The sequence below is a fragment of the Paraburkholderia suaedae genome, from assembly GCF_040812055.1.
In the GTDB taxonomy this organism is placed as follows: Bacteria; Pseudomonadota; Gammaproteobacteria; order Burkholderiales; family Burkholderiaceae; genus Paraburkholderia.
In genome coordinates, this window is sequence record NZ_JBFOAH010000017.1 from 1 (window position 1) to 21980 (window position 21980).

A 21980-nucleotide genomic window follows, 5' to 3' on the forward strand; every position below is an offset into this window, starting at 1 on the left:
CGCTCAGCACGAGTTCCCCTTTGGGCCGTCCACTCATCGTTGCCTCCGCGTTATCAAGTGCTACACAGAACACTTTAGTACGTGACGGGCATCGTTCAATGAATTTTTAACTCAGGACACTAGGGGATGAACGTAGGCATGCTGATTTCGCAGTATGTAGAGCGGTTTCCCGCTGAAGCAGCCACGGCACATAAACGGTGGCGCCGGGGCAGGGCGGCGCAAGCATGCGACGACGTTCAGCATCGGTCAGGGCAACGCTCAACCTCGAAGTTCGACCTCGATATTGCAACGTCGGGCTAGCCTCAGGGCTTAACGCCAGAGTTCAACCTCGCCGCTGAACGTCAGCTCTCGACGTAAGCCCAACCTCACCGATCGCCGCGCGCGTTCAACCCGCCGCCTGTTCGCGACATCATCGCGCCGCCGGCCCTCCCGTTCGTCACATCAAGCGCGCGTCACGCGTTTCGCGCATGCTCAGCACGCCGATCAGGCTCACCGCCGCAGCCACCGACACATACGCGCCGACCCACGGCAGCCCGCCATGCGCGGCGAGCACCTGGGCGATATACGGCGCCACCGATGCGCCGAGAATCCCGCCGAGGTTATACGACACGCCCGCGCCGGTATAGCGCACGTTGGTCGGGAACAGCTCCGGCAGCAGCGCGCCCATCGGTGCGAACGTCACGCCCATCAAAAACAGCTGGACCACGAGGAACAGCAGCACCAGCGGCGTTTCTCCGCTGCCGAGCAGCGGCGCCATCGTGAAGCCCGACAGGATCGCAGCGATGATGCCGACGACCAGCACCGGCTTGCGCCCGAAGCGGTCACTCGCGCGTGCCGACAGCGGCGTGGCGAGCGCCATGAACACCACCGCGATGCACAGCAGGCCGAGGAACGTCTGCCGCGGAATGTGCAGCACGGACACGCCGTATGACAGCGAGAACGTGGTTGCGTTGTAGAACAGCGTGTAGCAGACCACCATCGCGAGCGCGCCGAGCAGGGTGGGCAGCCAGTGTTGCGAGAACAGTGTGGCGATCGGCACCTTGACGCGTTCCTTGCGCTCGATCGCGGCCTGGAACGCCGGCGTTTCGGCGATTTTCAAACGCACGTACAACCCCAGCACGACCAGCACAGCGCTGACGATGAACGGCACGCGCCAGCCCCAGCTGCGGAACTGCTCGTCGCTCAACGACAGCGCCAGCGCGAAGAACAGCCCGTTGGACGCGAGAAACCCGATCGACGGCCCGAGTTGCGGGAACATGCCGAACCAGCCGCGCTTGCCGGCCGGCGCGTTTTCGGTGGCCAGCAGTGCCGCGCCGCCCCATTCGCCGCCCAGGCCGATGCCCTGGCCGAAGCGCAGCACGCACAGCAGGATCGGCGCGAGGCTGCCGATGGAGTCATAGCCCGGCACGAAGCCGATCAGTGTGGTCGACAGCCCCATCACCAGCAGCGACGCGACGAGCGTCGATTTGCGGCCGATCCGGTCGCCGAAGTGGCCGAACAGGAACGAGCCGATCGGCCGCGCGACGAACGCGATGCCGAACGTGACGAACGCCGACAAGGCCTGAGCCGTCGCCGAGCTATGCGGGAAAAACACCGGTCCGATGACGAGCGCCGCAGCGGTCGCATAGACGTAAAAATCGTAGAACTCGATCGCGGTGCCGATGAAGCTCGCGAAGATGATCCGCGCGCTGCTGTTTTGCCCGCTCTTATGGCGCTGAGCCGAGGAAATCGGCGATGTGGACATGCAGGGTCTCCATGTGTGGTAGGGCCGCCGTGCGTTGCAAGTCGATGACGCACGCCAAGGCAGCATTCTTGTTTACATTTCCGCTGCGCGCCATAGGCGGCCGATGAATCCACGCACAGCGCGGCGGTGTGAGAGCTTACAACGGAGCCGGCGGGGTTCGCGTGCGAACGCGGCCATGCCGGCGGATTGCCGAACGCGAATTGCCGGGCGAATCGCCCGGCGGGTTGCATGACGCATGTGGATCACGAGGGTGGCCGCAGTCGTGCGCCGCGCTGGCCGTTCCAGCGTGAGCCGTTGGGCGCGGCGCATCGCTTGTATCGCGCATCGAAGGGCGGCGCTCGCGGATGGCGCGATGGCGCTGCAATCGGCGTCGCGCCGTGCCGACGGGTAGACGGGCGGCGGGAGCCATGCCCGAAGCCTCCGGCAACGGAACCGGAAAATTATAGCGAGAGGGGCGCGCGCGGGTCTACCCGGCAGCAACGGCGAGGCAGCAACGGCGTAACGATGGCGGTGGCCGGTGAGTTCGTGACGAGGCCCTCGATTGCGGTCGCTGTGCAGTTATCCCCAGCAGGCGAGACGCCCTCAGTCGATCGTCTGCGCTTGCGGTGACGCGAGTTCGCGCAACTGGAATTTGCCGTCGTCGTTAAACAGCCAGTCTTCGAACAATTCGAGCTGGCCACGGCCATTGAGCAGTTTGCCAGGCGGCAGCGGCAGCGGCGCCGCGCGGTGCAGCGTGGCGAGCGCGGTGCTTTCGGCCTCGTCGTCGCCGTTGGTGCGATACACCGACGACTGCACTACATGCCCATTGCGATCCACCGTGAACGACACCACCACGAGTGAGCGCAGCATGGCCTGCGGTGTGCCGCGCAACACATACGACGGATTGCGTTCGACGATGCGCTTTGCGACCGCCTCGCGATACTGGTCGAGCGTCGCGCTGTTGACGGCGGCCGCCGGCGGGCTGACGACCGGCCCATGCGGCGGCAGTGTGATCGTGCAAGCGCTGAGCGCGACGGCCAATGCGGCGCTCAGCAGCGCGCGAGGCGTGCACGACGACGCTGCGGCCATGCGCGCAGCGAAGCGTCCGATGGGACGACGAAGGTGGCGCGTACGGGTGAGCATCGGGGGCGACAACCAGGGGAGAGCTTAACTTGATGGTAGTCAAAAAACGCCGCGATGCAATTGGCGTTCGCCCCGACTGCACTCGGGCGAGCGGCTGCAACAATGGCCGCAAACCTAGGCCGCGGGTAGGTCGCCGGCATGAACAGGCCTGTACTCGTATGGCCTCTTCCGGGAGGCATGTGGATGCGCCGTCTGCTCGCCGATAATCCTCAATAAAAAAAAGGCGGACCCGCTGACGAGTCCGCCTTCCTGCAGCTTTTGCAACGCACGGTGAGCGGCGCTCACCATGAGCCGCGCCGCGTGCTGCTGCTTCTACTGCTTTTGCTGCGCGTGAACTCCGCTTGCTGCGAGGTTCGCACGAGCCGCCTTCACCGCCGCGAGCACCTGCTGCGGCGCCGTGCCGCCCGCATGATTGCGGCTCGCCACCGAGCCTTCGAGCGTCAGATACGAGAACACGTCGTCGCCGATCAGATGGGCGACGTTCGGGAGCTCGTTGCGCATTTCTTCGAGCGTCAGGTCCGCCAGATCGCAGCCGCGATCCGAGCAGATGCGCACGGCCAGCGCGACCGCTTCGTGCGCGTCGCGAAACGGCAGCCCGCGCTTGACGAGGTAGTCGGCCAGATCGGTGGCCGTCGAGAAGCCTTGCAGCGCGGCTTCGCGCATCGCCTGCGGCTTGACCGAAATGCCGGCCACCATCTCAGCAAAGATGCGCAGCGTATCCGCCACCGTGTCGACCGTGTCGAACAGCGGTTCCTTGTCTTCCTGGTTGTCCTTGTTGTATGCGAGCGGCTGGCCCTTCATCAGCGTGAGCAGCGCGATCAGGTGGCCGTTCACGCGACCGGTCTTGCCGCGCGCGAGTTCGGGCACGTCCGGGTTCTTCTTCTGCGGCATGATCGACGAACCGGTGCAGAAGCGGTCGGCCAGATCGATGAAGCCGACGCGCGGGCTCATCCACAGCACGAGTTCTTCGGAGAAGCGCGAAACGTGCGTCATCACGAGCGCGGCAGCGGCCGTGAATTCAATCGCGAAATCACGGTCGGACACCGCATCGAGCGAGTTCGCGCAGATGCCTTCGAAGCCGAGCGTCTGCGCGACCGCCAGCCGGTCGATCGGATAGCTGGTGCCGGCGAGTGCCGCCGCGCCCAGCGGCAGACGGTTCACGCGCTTGCGGCAATCGACCATGCGCTCGGAGTCGCGCGAAAACATTTCGACGTAGGCGAGCAGGTGATGGCCGAACGTGACCGGCTGCGCGACTTGCAGATGCGTAAAGCCCGGCATGATGGTCGAGGCGTTCTTCTCCGCCATGTCCAGCAGCGCGGTGCGTAGCTCCGTCAGCAGGCCGCCGATCCGGTCGATCTCGCCGCGCAGCCACAAGCGAATGTCGGTCGCGACCTGGTCGTTGCGCGAGCGGCCGGTGTGCAGGCGCTTGCCGGCGTCGCCGATCAGCGCGGTCAGGCGCGCTTCGATGTTCAGGTGAACGTCCTCCAGATCGAGTTGCCACTCGAACTCGCCGCGCTCGATTTCACCCTTGATCTGCGCCATGCCGCGTTGGATCGCGGCGAGGTCGTCGGCAGCGATGATCTTCTGCGCGGCCAGCATCGACGCGTGCGCGAGCGACCCTTCGATATCCACGAGCGCCAGGCGCTTGTCGAAGAAAACCGACGACGTATAGCGTTTGACGAGCTCCGACATCGGCTCCGAGAAGCGAGCCGACCAGGCTTCGCCTTTTTTGTGCAGTTGGGACGTCATGGTGTTGGGGCAGTTGAACAAGCGGTGAAGAGGCTGACGGCGCGAATGCAAGTCACATGCAGTGCAAAGATGCCGCAGAAGCTAACAAAGACAGAGATTTTAACACTGGCGGCATCCGCTCAAGATGCCGCTCGTGAGGCGTCCTGGAGGCGAAAGGCGTACGGCGGTTGGCGTGCATGAGAACGAAGGGACGCTGTGTGTGTGCGAGGCGCACGGCCACGCGCCCTGACAGTTCGACCCGCGCGGCAGGATACGAGCGCCGCCGGCCCGTATGCTATTCGCGCACCAGCACGACCAGCTTCAGGTCCTCGCGATGCGCGGGCTTGAAGGTGATCTGATCGTAGACGACGCGGCCGTCGCGCGGATGATTGAACTCCCGCCGGCCGCCCTCACGGCCGCCGACGTCCTGCGAAGCCCAGAAGCGCGCAAACGCGTCGCTCGCGGCCATCAGCGAATCGATCAGCGCGCGGGTCGGCGCATCGCTCAGATGGCGGATCGAGTCGGCGCGAAATTCCGCGGCGAGGCGCCGCGCCCGCGTTTCCCAGTCGACGATCAGCGCGCGCGCCGCCGCTTCGGTGAACGTGTAGCGCAGCAGGTTGCGGTCGTGCGCGCCGTCCAGCCAGCCGACGAACAGATCGGCCGCGCACTCGTTCCACGCCAGCGCATTCCACTGCCGGTCGAGCACGTAGGCCGGCGCGCTCACGAGTTGCACGGTTGCCAGCAGCGTGGCGGGCGCGTCGGCCGCGGCCGGGTCCGGTTCGGCCGGGTCGCGCTGCGCGGCCAGCTCGAACAGATAGGCGCGCTCGGCGCGCGAGAGCTGCAGCGCGACCGCGATGCGCGCCAGCGCGTCGGCGGACGCGGAGACTGGCCGGCCCTGCTCGATCCACGTGTACCAGGTCGGGCTCACGCCGCACAGCTGCGCGACTTCCTCGCGCCGCAAGCCGGGCGTGCGGCGGCGCGGCCCCGGCGGCAAGCCGACCGCTTGCGGCGCGAGCCGTTCGCGGTGAGCGCGGATGAAATCGCCGAGCGCGCGGGCGGGGGTGGCGTCGAGCGGCGGCGGGTTATCGGCGGAAGACGGCGTGGTCATGCTGAGCGGGCGGCAGGCTGGTGGTGATTTGGGGTAGTAATAGCGATACCAGAATAATTGCTTAACTTGTACTGGTACACGGCGCGCCCTATTGTAGCGGCAGTAGCGGCCGGCACGTCACAAACGTTGCAGCGCTACCTCCTAACCCACAACCGGAGCCTTCCCATGAAGCATCACGATCAGGTCGCCGACGCCTTCGGCTCGACCGCCGCCGCGTATTTGACGAGTCCGACCCACGCAACCGGCGCCGATCTGCGGATGCTGGCGGAGTCGGTTGCGGCCACGCCGGACGCGACGGTGCTCGATCTGGGCTGCGGGGCGGGCCACGGGAGTTTCGCGGTTGCGCCGCATGCCAAAGAGGTGCTCGCCTACGACATCGCAGCGCCAATGCTTGCGACGGTCGACGGCGCCGCGCGCGAGCGCGGCCTCGCCAACATCCGCACGCAGCAGGGTGCGGCTGAAACGCTGCCGTTCGCCGACCATTCGTTCGACTGGGTGATCAGCCGGATGAGCGCGCACCACTGGCACGACGTGCCGCTCGCGCTGGCGCAGGTGCGGCGCGTGCTGAAGCCGGGTGGCAACGTGTTGTTCGTGGACATCGCGGGGAGCGACCATCCGTTGCTCGACACGCATATCCAGGCGGTCGAGTTGTTGCGCGATGGCTCGCACATCCGCGACTACCGCGCCGACGAATGGGTCGCGTTGTTCGCCGCGGCGGGCTTCAAAGCGTCGATTCGGGAACGCTGGCGCATCGACATCGAGTTCAGTTCGTGGATCGCGCGCATGCGCACACCCGAGCCGCGCGTGGTCGCGATCCGCTCGCTGTGGGACGAAGCGCCGGACGAAGTGCGGCAATATTTCTACGTGCAGGAAGACGGCTCGTTCAAGCTCGATGCGCTGATGATCGACGCGCACTGAGCACCCCGCAAATGCAACGGCGGGATGCCGAAACCGACATCCCGCCGCATCCACTCGCGTTGGCTGTCACTCTGAGCTCGACTTCGCGCGGCGCGCGATGAAGCGCGCCGTTTCACGCCGCAGCCCGCGCACTTAGCCCATCACTCAACCTGTATTGCGCAGCCCCGCCGCAATCCCGTTGATGCTCAAATGAATCCCGCGCCGCACGCGCGCGTTGCTGTCTCCCGCGCGATGACGCTTGAGCAGTTCCACCTGCAGGTGATTCAACGGATCGAGATACGGGAAGCGGTTCTTGATCGAGCGCGCGAGCAGCGGATTCTCCGCGAGCCGTTCGCTCTTGCCGGTGATTTCCGACAACACCTTCGAGGTGCGCTCCCACTCCGCGACGATCCGCTCGAACACGTGCTTGCGCAGCTTCTTGTCCGTCACCAGCGCGGCGTAGCGCGAGGCGACCGCGAGATCGGTCTTGGCCAGCACCATGTCCATGTTCGACAGCAGGTTCGCGAAGAACGGCCAGGTCTTGTGCATTTTCTTGAGCAGCGCGAGACGGCGCGCGCGTTCGGCGCCGCTCGGCGCGCTGTCGAGATGCGCGGCCACCGCACTGCCGAACCCATACCAGCCGGTCAGCAGCAAACGGCATTGGCCCCACGAAAAGCCCCACGGAATCGCGCGTAGATCTTCGATCTTGCGCTGCTTCGGGTCCTGCATTTTGCGCGAGGCCGGGCGGCTGCCGATGTTGAGTTCGGCGATCTCCGAGATTGGCGTCGACTCGAAGAAGTACTCCTTGAAGCCCGGCGTTTCGTAGACCAATGCCCGATACGAGGCCATCGCCGCGTCGGACAACTGTTGCATGGTCTCTTCGAACACCGGCAGTTGATCGGGCGCATTGCCGTGGGGCAGCAGCGACGCTTCGAGCGTCGCGGCCACCACCGTCTCGAGATTGCGCCGGCCAATGTCCGGATTGCCGAACTTGCTGGCGATCACTTCGCCTTGCTCGGTCAAACGGATCTGGCCTTCGACGGTGCCCGGCGGCTGCGACAGAATCGCCTGATAGGTCGGGCCGCCGCCGCGGCCGACCGTGCCCCCGCGGCCATGAAAGAGCCGCAGCGTCACGCCGTGTTCGTTGAACAGCGACACGAGCGCGAGTTCGGCGCGATACAGCTCCCAGTTGGACGTGAGGAAGCCGCCGTCCTTGTTGCTGTCCGAGTAGCCGAGCATCACTTCCTGCTCGTTGCCCTGATGTTCGATCAGCGTATCGACGCCCGGCAGCGCGATCAGATCGCGCATGATGTTCGACGCGTTGCGCAAGTCCGGGATCGTCTCGAACAGCGGGATCACCATCAGGCTCGCGCGGGCCGGGTCGTCGGCATCGCCCAGGCACCCGCGCAACAGGCCGGTTTCCTTCTGCAGCAGCATCACTTCGACCAGATCGCTGACGGTCTCGGTGTGCGAAATGATGTAGTTGCGCACCGCGCGCGCGCCGAACTGCTCGCGCGTGACCCGCGCCTCTTCGAGCACGCCGAGTTCGCTCTTGACAAGCTCGGAGTACTCGGCGTACGGCAGACGCAACATGCGCGGCTGCGACAGTTCCGCGAGCAGCACCTCGAGCTTCTCCGCCTCGGAAAGCGCCGCGTAGTCCTGCTCGACGCCCGCGCGTTTGAGCAGTTCGGCGACCACCGCTTCGTGGATGTCCGAGCTTTGGCGCAGATCGATGCTCGCCAGATGGAAGCCGAACACTTCGGCGGCCCGCGCAAGCGGCGACAGACGCGGTGCCGCGAGCGGCGCGCCGTGATGCTCGGCGAGCGAATCGATCAGCACGTGCAGGTCGCGCACGAATTCAGACGCGTCGTCGTAGGGCTTCGCGCGCACCGGCGCCGCGCCGCGGCCCGCGCTGCGCAGCGGTACGCTGCCTTCGCCCAGACGCACGCGCGCGCTCGCGGCGAGCCGCGTGTACATGCCGATCAGCGCGCGCCGGTAAGGCTCGTCGGTGCGATGCGGCGACTGGTCGGGCGAGGCGGCCGCGAGTTCCTTGAGCGCGTCGCTGGCGCCGGCCAGCAGATTGGATACCGACAACTCGGCGCCGAGCTTGTGCACCTGCTCCAGGTAGTGTTCGAAGATCACCGCGGCCTGGCGCGTAATCGCGTTTTCGAGCGTCTCGGCGGTGACGTTCGGATTGCCGTCGCGGTCGCCGCCGATCCAGCTGCCCATCTGGAAGAAGGCCGGCAGCCGCGCTTCGAGACCGTGCTCCTTCAGCGCCTCTTCGATATCGGCGTAGAGCGCCGGGATCTCTTCGAGGAAGGTGGTGCGGTAGTACGACAACGCGTTTTCGATTTCATCGGCCACGGACAGACGCGAGTCGCGCAGCATCCGCGTTTGCCACAGCGACGTGACGCGGGCGCGCAGCATCGTTTCGTTATGCGCGCGTTCGCGGTTGGTCAGTTGCTGGTCGCGCTCGGCGAGTAGCCGCGCGATGTCATGCTGTGCGTCGAGAATGCTTTTGCGCTGCACTTCGGTCGGGTGCGCGGTCAGCACCGGCACGATCAGCGCGTCGTTGAAGAACTGCTGCAACGTCGGCGTGGCCGCCGCGCCAGCTTCGACGAGCCGCTCCAGTGCATGCGCGATGGTGCCCGGTTGCGAAGTCGAGCCGGCCAGCGCGTGGATCCGGTGACGGCGGTTGCGGTGCCGGTCTTCGGCGATATTCGCCAGGTGGGAGAAGTAGCTGAACGCGCGCACCACGCTGACGGTCTGCTGCGGGCTCAGCGAGCGCAGCTTCTTGTCGAGCGTCTGCGCGGCCGCGTCGTCGTCTTCGCGGCGAAAGCGCACGGCGCTCTGACGGATTGTCTCGACGACGTCGAATACCGCGTCGCCTTCCTGCTCGCGCAGGACGTCGCCGAGCAGGCGGCCGAGGTAGCGGATGTCCAGGAAGAGCGGATGGTCCTTGTCCTCGCGCGTGCGGCCATTGGTCTTGGCCGCGGGCATGGGCGCATCGTCTACTCCAGCCTGCACATTGAGCGCCGTGACCGCCTGCGTCGCGGCAGCGCCGGTCGCCATCACCTCGATCTTCGCGGAGCCGGCCTTGGCCTGCTTATCGGCCTTTGGGGTCTTTGCTGTTTGCTCCGCCTTGACGGGCGCGGAGGTCTTCGCGGCTTTGGGGGCCTTGGCGGCCAGCGCCGTTTTGCCGGCGCGTTTGCCTGCTGTCGATGCGGCCTGGGCTGCTATGCCGGTGTTGGCGTCGGCAGGAGCGTCGGCGATGGTAGCCGAGGGCGTAGCGGCATGGGCCGCGCGAGCGTTGGGCGATGCAGTGTTGCGGCGGGCAGGGCGCGCCGATCCGGAAGACGTCACGATGGGTTTCCTCGGGCAAGCCAGGGTCTGTTAAGTGATGAACTGCTACTGCGGAACTGCACTATGAACTGCAACATGAACTGTACGAAACGATCTCGACCGCTGGCGTTACGCTGGAGATATGACCGCGTGCCCGCGCGACGCTTGCGAACCGGACGCGCGGCGACGCGACCCTGCGCATGCACGCGACGCACGGTGCGCCGCACTGCATCATCGCGCAAGCCGACGCGCGGTGCGCGAACGACCGTGCATGAACAGGCGGGACGGGGCGCGCGCGGGTTGTGCGCGGGTTGCGCAAAGCATGTCTCCTCCATCGATACCGCGCCGGCACGGCGCTCCGCTGCGGCTTGGGACCCAGGGGCGCGTGCTAACATTCATCGTTATTCCATCCCGTCAGTCGATCAGCAAGCTAATGAACTCCGAGACGTACTCCGCCCCACCCCACACGCTTGTGATCGCGTCGCGAGAAAGCCGCCTGGCCATGTGGCAAGCGGAGCATGTGCGATGTGCGCTGCACAAATTATATCCATCTTGTGACGTGAAAATCCTCGGAATGACGACCCGCGGTGATCAAATTCTCGATCGTACGTTATCGAAGGTGGGCGGCAAGGGCCTCTTCGTAAAAGAACTCGAAGCCGCGCTGGCCGATGGCCGCGCCGACCTCGCGGTGCACTCGCTCAAAGACGTGCCGATGGAATTGCCCGCCGGCTTTGCGCTTGCCACCGTGATGGAGCGCGAAGATCCGCGCGACGCGCTGGTGTCCAACCAGTACGACTCGCTCGCCGGGTTGCCGGCCGGGGCAGTAGTGGGCACCTCGAGCCTGCGCCGCGAAGCGATGCTGCGCATGCGTTATCCGCATCTCGACGTGCGGCCGTTGCGCGGCAATCTGGACACGCGTCTGTCGAAACTCGATCGCGGCGATTACGCGGCCATCATTCTCGCCGCCGCTGGTCTCAAGCGTTTGGGTCTGGGCGAGCGCATTCGCGCGCTGCTCGATCCGGAAGACAGCTTGCCCGCCGCCGGGCAAGGCGCGCTGGGCATCGAGATCCGCGCCGAGCGCGCGGACCTTGCCGCCTGGCTTGCGCCGCTGCATCACGAAGCTACGGCCGCCGCCGTCGAAGCGGAGCGCATGGTGTCGCGCGCGCTCGGCGGCAGTTGCGAAGTGCCGCTCGCCGCTTACGCGAACTGGCGTGATGGCGCGCTGCATCTGCGCGGCATCGTCGCCACACCCGACGGTCAGCGCGTGCTGAGCGCGCAAGCGTGCGCGCCCGCGCCCACCGTCGAACGCGCGCTCGCGCTCGGCCGGCAAGTGGCGAGCGCGCTGGAACAGCAAGGCGCGCTCGAGATCGTGCGCGCGCTCAGCACCGCGAGCGGTCGCGCCGCGGCACCGCACACAGATAACGCGGCAGACAGCGCGGCAGACAGCGCGGCAGACAGCGCGGCGACCGGCGACTGATGGCGGCCGATATCCGAGGCAACGCCGCTTCCTCCGCCGCCAAAGCGGCGTTCACCGTGGTGATTACGCGACCGGCCGGTCAGTCGAGCGAACTGATCCGGCAACTTCAAACCGCCGGCATCGCCCCACTCGAGTTCCCGCTGATCGACATCGCGCCCGTTGCCGACGACGCGCCGTTGCGCGCGGCGCTCGCTGCGCTCGAACGCTACGCGCTGGTCGTGTTCGTCTCGCCGAACGCGGTCGACCACGCATTCGCGCGCCACGACGGCATCTGGCCGCATGCGTTGCCGATCGGCGTGGTGGGGCCCGGCAGCGTGCAGGCGCTGGCGCGCCACGGCGTCGCGGCGCCGGCGCATCGCGTGATCAGCCCGACGTCCGGCACCGACCGCGAGGCCGCAAGCTTCGACTCCGAAAGCTTGTTCGCGGCGATCGACGCGTCGCTCGGCGCGGCGAGTCTCGAGGGCAAGCGCGTGCTGATCGTGCGCGGCGACGGCGGCCGCGAATGGCTCGCCGAGCGTCTGCGCGAAGTCGGCGCCGAAGTGGAAGTGCTCGCCGCCTATCGGCGCATCGTGCCCGAGCCGTCGATCGGCGGCTGGGCGCGCGTGCACGCGTTGCTCGCCGGCCTGCCCCACGCGTGGCTGCTGACCAGTTCCGAAGGCGTGCGTAATCTGCACGAGCTCGCACAGGAGCATCTGACCGCCGACGAAATCGTGCAGCTCAAGCACGCGCAGCTTGTCGCACCGCACCCGAGAATCGCGCAGACTGCGCGGGCATTGGGTTTTGATAGGATTACGGTGTCCGGCGCGGGCGACGAGCGCATAGTCCGCGCGCTGCTTGCCGCCATCCCGACCGTAGACCAACCGGTACCGTCCAACCCGGCTCATTCACCGGCTAAACCACGCATGACAGAAACGAACGCATCCACGAACGCTTCACCCCAGCCGGCCGCGGCCACCGTGTTGCCGCCGAATCCCCCCTTTACGCCGTACGAAGCGCAAAAGCGCGGCGGCGCGAGCGGACCGCTGCTGTGGTTGGTGGTCCTGATCATTGCCTGTGCGGCGGGCGTCGGCGGGTTTGCGCTCAATCGCAAAGTGGATCGCACCCAGCAGCAGCTCGTGCAGCGCCAGCAGGCCAACGACACCCAGACCAACGAACTGCGCATCAAGACCGAGCAGGCGCTGGCCACCGTGCATCAGGCGGATGCGCAGGTCGCGCAGCTGGAAGGCAAGCTTGCCGATGCGCAAGCCGCGCAGCAGGCGCTGCAACAGCAATACGCGGATCTCGCGCGCAATCGCGATGACTGGACCTTCGCCGAAGTGGCGCAGATGCTGTCGGCGGCGAGCCAGCAGTTGCAGCTCACCGGCAACACGCAGCTCGCGCTGTTCGCGCTGCAAAGCGCGGACACGCGCCTTGCAGCGTCGGACAGCCCGCAGGCGGTCGCGGTGCGCAAGGCCATCGCGCAGGACATCGACAAGCTGAAGGCCGCGCCTTCCACCGACCTCACCGGTCTCGCGATCAAGCTCGACGACGCGATCGATCATGTGGACAGCCTGCCGCTTGCCGGCGAGGCGCCAGTCCCGCACGCTACCCCGCACGCGGCCACGTGGGCGGACACGGCGAAGGTGGCCGCGGCCACCGGCAAGCCGCGCTGGGAAGTGTGGCTGCATCAAATGACCGCCGGCATCGCCGAGCAGTTGACGAGCCTCGTGCAGGTGCGTCGGATCGACAACGCCGACGCGATGCTGATCACGCCGGATCAAGGCTACTTCGTGCGTCAGAACCTCAAGCTGCGTCTGTTGTCCGCGCGCATCGCGCTGCTCTCGCGCAACCAGACTACGCTCAAGTCCGACCTCACCGCAGCGCAGTCCGCGCTCACGCGCTATTTCGACGACTCGTCCAGGCAGACCCAGACCGTGATCGATCTGCTCAAGCAGGTGTCCGCGGGTTCGGCCGCGGTCGAGCTGCCGAATCTCGACACCAGCCTGCAAGCCGTCAATCAATACCGGAGCCGAGGTTAATCATGGCGATCCGGGGACTCTTTTGGCTTGCGTTGCTGTTCGCCATCGCGGTGGTGCTGGCGGTGGTCGGGCGCTTCGACACGGGGCAGGTGCTGCTGATCTATCCGCCGTACCGCGTCGATGTCTCGTTGAATCTGTTCGTCGTTGCGATGGTGGTGCTCTTCATCGCGCTATATGCGCTGCTGCGCATCGTCCGCAATATCTGGCGCATGCCGCAGCGCGTGGCCGCTTACCGCGCGCGCGCGCGCGTCGCCAAGGCGCACGCCGCACTGCGTGAGGCGATCGGCAATCTGTATGCGGGGCGCTTCTCGCGCGCGGAAAAAGCCGCGAGGGATGCGCTTGCGAACGGCGACAACAAGGGCGCGGCCGGCCTGATCGCCGCCACCGCCGCGCATCGCATGCATGAATATGCGCGGCGCGATGAATGGCTCGCACAGATCGACGAAAACGACTGGCAGGACGCGCGTCTGATGGCCACCGCGGACATGCGCGCCGACGGCCGCGACGCCGACGGGGCGCTCACCGCGCTCACCGAAATGCAAGCACAGGGCGCGCGGCGCATTCACGCGCAGCAGATCATGTTGCGCGCGCAGCAGCAATTGAAGAACTGGGCGGAAGTGCTCAAGCTCGTCAAGACGCTGGAAAAGCGCGAGGCGATTCATCCGGCGGTGGCGGTGCGTCTGCGTCAGCTGGCGGCGGAGAACCTGTTGCGCGACCGGCGTCATAACGCCGATGCGCTGCTGGAACTGTGGAGTTCGCTGTCGGCGACCGAGCGTCATTCGCCGCGCCTGGCCGACCTCGCCGCGGAACTGCTGGTCGCGCTGAATCGGCCGCAGGAAGCGCGCAAGATCGTCGAGGAAGCGCTCGCGCACAACTGGGACGCGCGCTTGCTGCGCCGCTATCCGGACACGGCCGCGGGCGACGCGCTGCCGCTGATCCAGAAGGCGGAAGCGTGGCAGAAGGATCGTCCGGAAGACGCGGACCTGCTGTTCGCGCTGGGCCGCCTGTGCCTGCATCAGCAGCTGTGGGGCAAAGCGCAATCGTTCCTTGAACGCGCGCTCAAGCTTGCCGACAACGAGACGCTGCGGATTCGCTCGCATCGTGCGCTGGCCCGTTTGCACGAGCAACTGGGCGACGCGGAGAAGGCGAGCGAGCATTATCGCGAGAGCGCGTTGGCCATGAACGTGGTGTGAGGGTCGCGCTGCGTGGCTTCGACGCTGTTGTCGGTGTGAGCCACGTGGGCGGCGCTGCCTGGCGCAATGCCGTTCGCTTCCCACATAGCCCTGCATGCCCCCGTTGGGAAGCTAATTCACTCGTCCTTCGTAACATCCGGCTGCGATCGGGAACGGCATGCAGCCCGGACCATGGTCAGGGTACGCTCACCTCCCGGTATCAGGCTCACCATCTCCAGACGAATCACGAGCCCGATCAGCATGACCGACATGATCGTTTCGCCGATCACCCGGGCAACTGCGAGTCCAACGGCGCCGTACCGGGGAGCAAGGATCAGCGCCACCACCACATTGAACAAGCCCGAGCCGATGCCCACAGCGGCGAGCAGCCGATCCTTCTTGCGCGGCAAGAAGATGTAGCCGGCAACGAACTCGTTGAACGCGGCGAACGGAAACATCCACGCGAAAATCTGCAATATGTGAGCGCTGTGTTCGAACGAAGCGCCCAGAATCAAGGGCAGCACGAAAGGCGATAGCGTGAGAGCGCCGCAGAAAATCAGCAATCCATATCCCATCAGCAACGCAGCGCTGCGCCGGGTCGTTTCGTGCGCGCCGTCCATGTCGCCCTGCGCGAGCTGCCGGGTTATGGTGGGAATGAATACCTGCGCTGCCGGTCCCATGAGCCCGAGACCGAGCGTCGCGAAGCGTTCGGCCGCGCCGAAGTAGCCGACCTGATCGGGCGTAGACAACAACGTCAAAAGATACGTCGACGATGCGGTGAAAACCATCGACGCGGACGAGTAGAGGAACAGCATCGTTGAACTTCGCATGAGCGGAGCGATGCCTGTCCACAGGAGCCGCGGCCAGCCTAGCTGATGGATTGCAAGACCATATGAAATGGCCGAGGACGCTATGCCCGAGATCAGAAGGCTCGCAATGACCCAGACTGCGTCGTTGGGGCCTTTTACGATGCTCAACACCAGCACGAGGCTCAACGCAAAGCCGAACACCTCGATGACGATGGGGGTGCGAAATTGATGACGGCCCTGAAACAGCCACCCGAGGTTCATTCCGGAAACGATGCCCAGCAGCGTCGCCAGCACGCCAATCAAAGGCGTTTGCGACAGGACAGGCGAACACATCGTGGCGACCACGCCAATAGCTCCGCCCACGAGGCCATGCGCGATGCGGGCGCTCACGTGCAACGAGAAAATGTCGTTACATTCCGTCGTCGATTCGGCTTTTGATATGTCGCGCATGCCCACAGCGCTAAAGCCGTAGTTCACGAGCATCCATATCACGCTCATGAGCGACATCGACGCCAGTACCCGGCCGTACCCTTCCACACCGAGCACCCTGGCGTAAAACGGCACCACGATGATGAGGTACAGGTACCTCATCACGTAGCCGCCGTACACGAAGGCGACAGCCCGTATGCTCTTTCGTCTATCCATTCGGTTCTCCGCACCTGCGCTTTCGGCGTGTCACAGACCAGCGGCGGCAGCCGCGTTTGCCTTAAAGTTCACCACATCGGAAAGCCATAAGTCAGCTTAGCGAAAGATCTTTATTCGACACAGTGGGCCGCCGCCTCGCCGCGAATGCCTCGCAACGCTGCTTGCCTTCGGCGTCATGACGTCCTCCGGACAGGTTAGCACCGCAGGGCCGCAGCAGTTCTTTGGCGCGGTCGCCGGACATGTGGTACGACGCGAACGGCGTCGCAAAAGAATGTCTCGTGAACCCATTCGCAGATAGACCGGGCATCGGTGCGATGGTGCCGTTGTGCGGTGGAGCATAGCGCCTGAGTCGTCGGATCAGGTAGTCGACGGCCCAAATCGATACGTTAGTGGCCGTTACAGCCTGGAAAATTGCGGCGCTCGCCCGCCGGGTCGGGAACAGCTGCTGCGCCACCCCTAGTCCCGCGGGGGCTAGTTCTGATGAATATCGTCAAACGTTCGACGTTATCTGCCAACGCCTCCGCTAGAACGGCCAAAACTTTTAACGCCGGAAAATGAGGGACTAGCATCATCCTCATACCTTTGTGGCGCCGGGTTGAGTGAGACTTTCCCCAGCGCGCGCGCATGTGGCTGGAAAGCGATGAGCTCGCCCGAATTGGTGGAGCGAACCGTCATGCGCGAACCGTCTTGTCAAGGACCTCTCATGAAGAGCCTCATTTTTGCAGCGGCAGGCGTCGTGACTTCTGCGCTTCCACTGCGAGTCAGGCATGTTCTGGCGAAGTCGCTGCTCAATAATCCATCGCTCGTGAGCGAGCACGGATATGCCTACCTCTGCGGACTTGCGCGCCAGCTCAACATCGCGCAGATTTCCGCAACGGGGCAATACGGAACGATGATCAGTTGTTCTAACGACATGAGTATCCTTAAAGCCTATGCGCAGACCGGTCGTTGGGCGCCGGAACTGCTTGAACGCGTGAAGCTGTTCTTCCCGGATTCGGGCGGGACCTATCTGGACATCGGTGCGAACATCGGAATGACGGTCGTGCCCATTCTCGAGCACAACAGTGCGGTGAAGTGTTATGCCTTCGAGCCCGAACCGGCTAACTATCGGAACCTGCTGCTCAACATTTACGCGAACTGCCCGTCATCCGACGTGCACGTCTACCCGTTGGCTCTGCACGAGCGGGAAGGGATGCTGCCGTTCCAGATCGCCGACGGCAATCTGGGCGCTCATCGCCTGCATGTCGAAACGGACCTCCCCACCACACGCGAAGAGGGAAGCAGGAGAGTCGTGGAGGTGCGCTGCGTAAGACTGGACGATCTCGCGCTCGAGTTGCGCCCACCCGTGTTCGTCAAGATCGACACGGAGGGAGCCGAGCCATTTGTGGTTGCAGGCGGCATGCAAACACTTGCAAGAGCCGATGCCATCACTCTGGAGTGGTCGCCCTACAATATGGCCCGACTCGGTGCCGATCCTACCGTCGTGCTGAACTTTCTCGAAAGGCATTTCGAATATGGCCAGATCGAGCAGACGGATGCAAAGGCTGGCCAACCGGGCGAGAGCGGACTGATGAGAGACATCACGGCGCGCCTCGCCGACACAATCACGGAATGGCGAAACCGGCCGTTCTACGTGGACGTGGTAGCAACACGAAAGCAACACGCCGCTGCGGACGATCGCGGGGTCAAGGCGGCGCGCGTCGCTGCGTGAGCGGGCGTTGCTGATGACCTCGCGCGCGAAGCCAGGCGCGCCGACCAGAGCCGATCGGGTTCACCAGCGATCCGCGCTCGAACGCCGCGGCAGCGCTCGACCTCGCGCCATTCGGCGCAGCATTCAACGCGAACTCAGCCCGCACCAACGCGAAGCCCCAGCGACAGAGCACCGAAGGACTGCGCGTCGGCAAAACTACTTCACTTGTTGACCATGGTCGCCGGCACGCTGATCGCGAGCAAACCGCCCAGCACCATGAACGCCGCGAGCATGTACATCCCGGAATCGTTCGCTGCGGTCGCCTGCTTGAGCCAGCCCACCGCATAAGGGCTCAGAAAGCCTGCCAGATTGCCGATCGAATTGATCATCGCGATCCCGGCCGCCGCCCCCGTGCCGGCGAGAATCGCCGTCGGCAGACTCCAGAAGAGCGGCAGGGTGGTCAGGATGCCCATGGTCGCGAGCGTGAGCGACGCCATTGCCAGCACCGTGTTGTGCGCCCAGACGACCGACAGCACGAGCCCCACCGCCCCCGCGAAGGCCGGCAACGCGATATGCCAGCGGCGCTCGCGCTGACGGTCCGCGCTGCGGGCGACGAACACCATCGCCAGAACGGCCGCCGCGAACGGAATCGCGGACAGCAAGCCGATCATGAACGCATCGGTGACGCCGGTCGCCTTGATGATGGTCGGCAGCCAGAAGCTCACGCCATAGAGGCCCATCACGAACGAAAAGTACGTGAGGCTTAGCATCAGCACGCGGCCGCTCGTCAGCACCTGGCGGATCGGCATATCGTGCTTGGTCGCTTCTTCGGCGGACACCTGGCGCTCGAGCAACTGCTGCTCCTCCTTTGTCAGCCATTTGGCCTTCGAGATACGGTCGTCCAGCATCACGAACACGAGCACCCCGACGAGCACCGACGGAATCCCTTCCAGCAAAAACAGCCACTGCCAGCCATGCCAGCCGTTCACACCGTTGAAGCTCCTCAGGATATAGCCCGACACCGGCCCGCCGATCACGCCCGACAGCGCGATCGCCGTCATGAACCAGGTGGTCATGCGGCCGCGCCTGTGCGCCGGATACCAATAGGTGAGATACAGGATGATGCCCGGGAAGAAGCCCGCTTCCGCGAGACCGAGCAGAAAGCGCATCACGTAGAACATCGTCGGCGTGGTGACCAGCATGGTCAGCATCGAGATCACGCCCCACGACACCATGATCCGCGCGATCCACACGCGCGCGCCGACCTTGTGCAGAATCACGTTGCTGGGAATTTCGAAGATGAAATAGCCGAGGAAGAAAATGCCTGCGCCGAAGCCGTACACCGCATCGCTCAGGCCGAGGTCGCCGCTCATCTGCAGCTTCGCGAAACCGACGTTCACGCGGTCCAGATACGCGACCACGTAGCACAGCATCAGCAGTGGCGCGAGCCGCCAGCTGACTTTGTGGTAGGTGGCCTCTTCAAAGGTGGAAGGCGGCGCACCCGCGCCGGGATGGTGGAGCGGATCTGCGGGACTTGCCATGGTGTCTCCTCTTTTGTTGTGGAATCCGACCTGCTGCCGTCGACCGATTCTAGCCGTGCCGGCTTGTTTGCACGACGAATGAATACCGGGGGAAAACACTGACTGCGGCGCGCCGCGCCCGCGGGCCATGCTGACGGCCCCCCGTGAGCGGCCCCGACATGCGAGGGTCGCCGCGTCAGATCGATGCGCCGTTACACGCAGCGCCCGCCATCCACTTCCAGGCACACGCCGGTGATGAACTCCGCTTCGTCCGAGGCCAGATAGAGCGCGGCGTTGGCGATGTCCTGCGGAGTCGAGAAGCGCCCGAGCGGAATGCCGGCCAGAAAGCGCTGGCGGTTTTGCGGCGTGTCTTCCACGCCCATGAACTCGGAAAGCAGCGCCGTTTCGCCGATCACCGGATTCACGCAGTTCACGCGAATGCGGTCCGGGCCGAGTTCGACAGCAAGCGACTTGCTCGCGATAATCACCGCGCCTTTGCTGCCGTTGTACCAGACGAGCCCCGGACGCGGCCGCACGCCGGCCGTCGACGCGATGTTGACGAACGAGCCGCCGCCTTGCTCGCGGAAATACGGCACGAACTCCTGCACGCTCCAGTAGATGCTTTTGACGTTGACCGCATACACGCGGTCGAACTCCGCTTCGGTCACTTCCAGCACGGGCTTGTTGCGATGCGTGGTGCCCGCATTGTTGACGACGATCTGCACGCTGCCGAAGTCTTCCAGCGCGGCTTCGCGCAGCCTGCGCCAGTCCTCGCGCTGCGCGACGTTGCCGGCCACCGCGATCGCCTTGCCGCCGGCCAGCGCGATTTCGCTCGCGACGCGCTCGGCGGCCGCGCCGTTCAGATCGTTGACCACGACGTTTGCGCCTTCGCGCGCGTACGTTTTCGCGATGCCCTCACCAAAACCCGAGCCGCCGCCCGTGACGATGGCCGTTTTGCCTGTCAACCGCATGATGTGTGCGCTCCGTTGCTTGTAGTGGAATGTGCTGCATGACTGCATTTACCGTGGTGCCCGCTAGCCGTGCCGGATGGCGACGGTCTTGAGCACGGTGAAGCCATACAGCGCCTCGAAACCTTTTTCGCGCCCATGCCCCGAATGCTTGACGCCACCGAACGGCAATTCGACGCCGCCGCCCGCGCCGTAATTGTTGATGAATACCTGGCCGGAGCGCAGCCGCCGCGCGAGCCGCATCTGCCGCGCGCCGTCGCGCGTCCAGATGCCGGCCACGAGGCCGTACAGCGTGCCGTTGGCGAGCGCGAGCGCTTCATCTTCGTCGCCGAAGGGCATGGCGGCGAGCACCGGGCCGAACACTTCGTCGCGCGCGAGCCGGTGGCTCGCGGGCACATCGCGCAACAGCGTGGGCGCCTGATAGAAGCCGCTTTCCGGCGCGTCGGGAATGACTTCGCCGTGCGCGGCCATGGCGATGCCGTCGTGCTGCGCGTCCGAAAGAAAGTCCCACACGCGCTGCTGCTGCTTCGCGTTGATCAGCGGTCCGCAGTCGAGGTCCGCGTGGGAGGGGCCCACGCGCAGCGCATTGAACGCGCCGCTCAGCCGGTCGAGCAGGGGTTCGTAAATGGCCCGCTCGATCAGCACGCGGCTGCCCGCAGAGCAGGTTTGCCCGGCGTTCTGCACGATCGCCGAGACCAGCACCGGCAATGCCGCGTCGAGGTCTGCGTCGGCGAAGACGATTTGCGGCGACTTGCCGCCCAGCTCCAGGGTGACCGGCACATGGTTTTCTGCGGCCATCTGCGTGACCAGCTTGCCGGTCTCCGGCGACCCGGTAAACGAAATGTGGTCGATGCCGGGATGCCGCGCGAGCGCCGCGCCCGCTTCATGTCCGTAACCGGTGACGACGTTCAGCGCGCCAGGCGGCAAGCCCGCCTCGGCGGCCAGTTCGGCCACGCGCAGCACGGACAGGCACGCATCTTCGGCGGGCTTGACCACGCACGCATTGCCGGTCGCGAGGGCCGCGCCCACGCTGCGCCCGAAAATCTGCATCGGATAGTTCCACGGCACGATGTGGCCGGTCACGCCGTGCGGCTCGCGGATCGTGAGCACCGTGTAGCCGCTCTGATAAGGCAGCGTTTCCCCGTGCAGCTTGTCGGCCGCGCCGGCGTAGAACTCGAAGTAGCGCACAAGCGCGGCGGCGTCGGCGCGGGCCTGCTTGAGCGGCTTGCCGGTGTCACGCGCTTCGAGCCGCGCCAGTTCTTCCTGGCGCGCGGCGACCAGCATCGACAGCCGATACAGCACGCGGCCGCGCTCGGCCGCGCTCGCCGCGCCCCATGCGCCTTCGAATGCGCGGCGCGCGGCGTGCACGGCGGCTTCGATATCGGCCTCGGTGCCGCGCGCGAGGCGGGTGAACGGCTGGCCGTCCGATGGATCGAGCACGGCGATCGTGTCGCCGCCGGATGCAGCGGACCATTCGCCGCCAATGAAGTGTCGGGCTTCTTCCATGCATGCTCCTTGACGTTGCACGCCGCCGGGTCCGGCGACGCGGTGTTCACAAACGAGACGCACCATCGTGAGACGTCCGACGATTATCGCGCCGATAGCGCCGCGGACGCCATCGGCCGATTGGCTATAATGGCGCATTGCGCAACGTCCGGCCGCCAAGCCGCTCGAGGCAATCGCAAGGCAAGCTCGGGGCGACCGCGACGATGCATGCCGCCCGAGCTTGCGTGCCGCACG

General features: G+C 65.5%; 14 protein-coding genes. 5 read left to right on the forward strand and 9 right to left on the reverse strand.

Translation table 11 applies throughout. The features are described 5' to 3' along the window. Positions 1 to 436 precede the first annotated feature (436 nt). The 4 genes from ABQJ48_RS21875 to ABQJ48_RS21890 all read right to left on the reverse strand — a co-directional run bounded on the left by ABQJ48_RS21875 (position 437) and on the right by ABQJ48_RS21890 (position 5702). Positions 437 to 1744, reverse strand: a complete 1308-nt coding sequence (locus ABQJ48_RS21875) for an MFS transporter (protein ID WP_367840091.1) — start codon at positions 1742 to 1744, stop codon at positions 437 to 439. Between the two features lie 582 nt (positions 1745 to 2326). Continuing rightward, positions 2327 to 2812, reverse strand: coding sequence for a TonB family protein (locus tag ABQJ48_RS21880; protein WP_367840092.1), 486 nt, complete (start codon positions 2810 to 2812; stop codon positions 2327 to 2329). A gap of 366 nt (positions 2813 to 3178) precedes the next feature. Further along, positions 3179 to 4615: an argininosuccinate lyase gene (gene argH / locus ABQJ48_RS21885; RefSeq protein ID WP_367840093.1), complete on the reverse strand. Its 1437-nt coding sequence runs from the start codon at positions 4613 to 4615 to the stop codon at positions 3179 to 3181. A gap of 274 nt (positions 4616 to 4889) precedes the next feature. After that, complete coding sequence (locus ABQJ48_RS21890) at positions 4890 to 5702, reverse strand: helix-turn-helix transcriptional regulator (protein ID WP_367840094.1); 813 nt, start codon at positions 5700 to 5702, stop codon at positions 4890 to 4892. Positions 5703 to 5867: 165 nt separating this feature from the next. Between ABQJ48_RS21890 and ABQJ48_RS21895 the strand changes: the two genes are divergently transcribed. Beyond that, complete coding sequence (locus ABQJ48_RS21895) at positions 5868 to 6620, forward strand: class I SAM-dependent methyltransferase (protein WP_367840095.1); 753 nt, start codon at positions 5868 to 5870, stop codon at positions 6618 to 6620. Between the two features lie 144 nt (positions 6621 to 6764). Here ABQJ48_RS21895 and ppc read toward each other — a convergent pair whose 3' ends face one another. Next, entirely contained in the window at positions 6765 to 9962 is a 3198-nt protein-coding gene (gene ppc / locus ABQJ48_RS21900) for a phosphoenolpyruvate carboxylase (RefSeq protein WP_367840096.1), read from the reverse strand. Between the two features lie 412 nt (positions 9963 to 10374). On the opposite strand from ppc, the gene hemC reads away from it, so the two are divergent. The 3 genes from hemC to ABQJ48_RS21915 are packed head-to-tail and all read left to right on the forward strand — an operon-like array spanning position 10375 to position 14629. Next, positions 10375 to 11418, forward strand: a complete 1044-nt coding sequence (gene hemC, locus ABQJ48_RS21905; protein ID WP_367840097.1) for a hydroxymethylbilane synthase — start codon at positions 10375 to 10377, stop codon at positions 11416 to 11418. Then, positions 11418 to 13436, forward strand: a complete 2019-nt coding sequence (gene hemDX / locus ABQJ48_RS21910) for a fused uroporphyrinogen-III synthase HemD/membrane protein HemX (RefSeq protein WP_367840098.1) — start codon at positions 11418 to 11420, stop codon at positions 13434 to 13436. Before hemC ends, hemDX begins: the two co-directional genes overlap by 1 nt. 2 nt (positions 13437 to 13438) lie before the next feature. Continuing rightward, positions 13439 to 14629 (forward strand): heme biosynthesis protein HemY, encoded by a 1191-nt coding sequence (locus tag ABQJ48_RS21915; protein WP_367840099.1) that lies wholly within the window; start codon positions 13439 to 13441, stop codon positions 14627 to 14629. A gap of 116 nt (positions 14630 to 14745) precedes the next feature. On the opposite strand, the gene ABQJ48_RS21920 is transcribed toward ABQJ48_RS21915, so the two are convergent. Next, complete coding sequence (locus ABQJ48_RS21920; RefSeq protein WP_367840100.1) at positions 14746 to 16062, reverse strand: lipopolysaccharide biosynthesis protein; 1317 nt, start codon at positions 16060 to 16062, stop codon at positions 14746 to 14748. Between the two features lie 703 nt (positions 16063 to 16765). Here ABQJ48_RS21920 and ABQJ48_RS21925 point away from each other — a divergent pair. After that, the gene (locus ABQJ48_RS21925) at positions 16766 to 17773 is read left to right on the forward strand and encodes an FkbM family methyltransferase (protein WP_367840101.1); all 1008 of its coding nucleotides are present in this window, start codon (positions 16766 to 16768) and stop codon (positions 17771 to 17773) included. A 200-nt stretch (positions 17774 to 17973) separates the two neighbouring features. Here ABQJ48_RS21925 and ABQJ48_RS21930 read toward each other — a convergent pair whose 3' ends face one another. From ABQJ48_RS21930 to ABQJ48_RS21940, 3 genes are all read right to left on the reverse strand, one after another. After that, positions 17974 to 19293 (reverse strand): MFS transporter, encoded by a 1320-nt coding sequence (locus tag ABQJ48_RS21930; RefSeq protein ID WP_367840102.1) that lies wholly within the window; start codon positions 19291 to 19293, stop codon positions 17974 to 17976. A 191-nt stretch (positions 19294 to 19484) separates the two neighbouring features. Next, the gene (locus ABQJ48_RS21935; protein ID WP_367840103.1) at positions 19485 to 20243 is read right to left on the reverse strand and encodes an SDR family oxidoreductase; all 759 of its coding nucleotides are present in this window, start codon (positions 20241 to 20243) and stop codon (positions 19485 to 19487) included. Positions 20244 to 20306: 63 nt separating this feature from the next. Beyond that, positions 20307 to 21746: an aldehyde dehydrogenase family protein gene (locus ABQJ48_RS21940; RefSeq protein ID WP_367840104.1), complete on the reverse strand. Its 1440-nt coding sequence runs from the start codon at positions 21744 to 21746 to the stop codon at positions 20307 to 20309. Between the last annotated feature and the right edge of the window lie 234 nt (positions 21747 to 21980).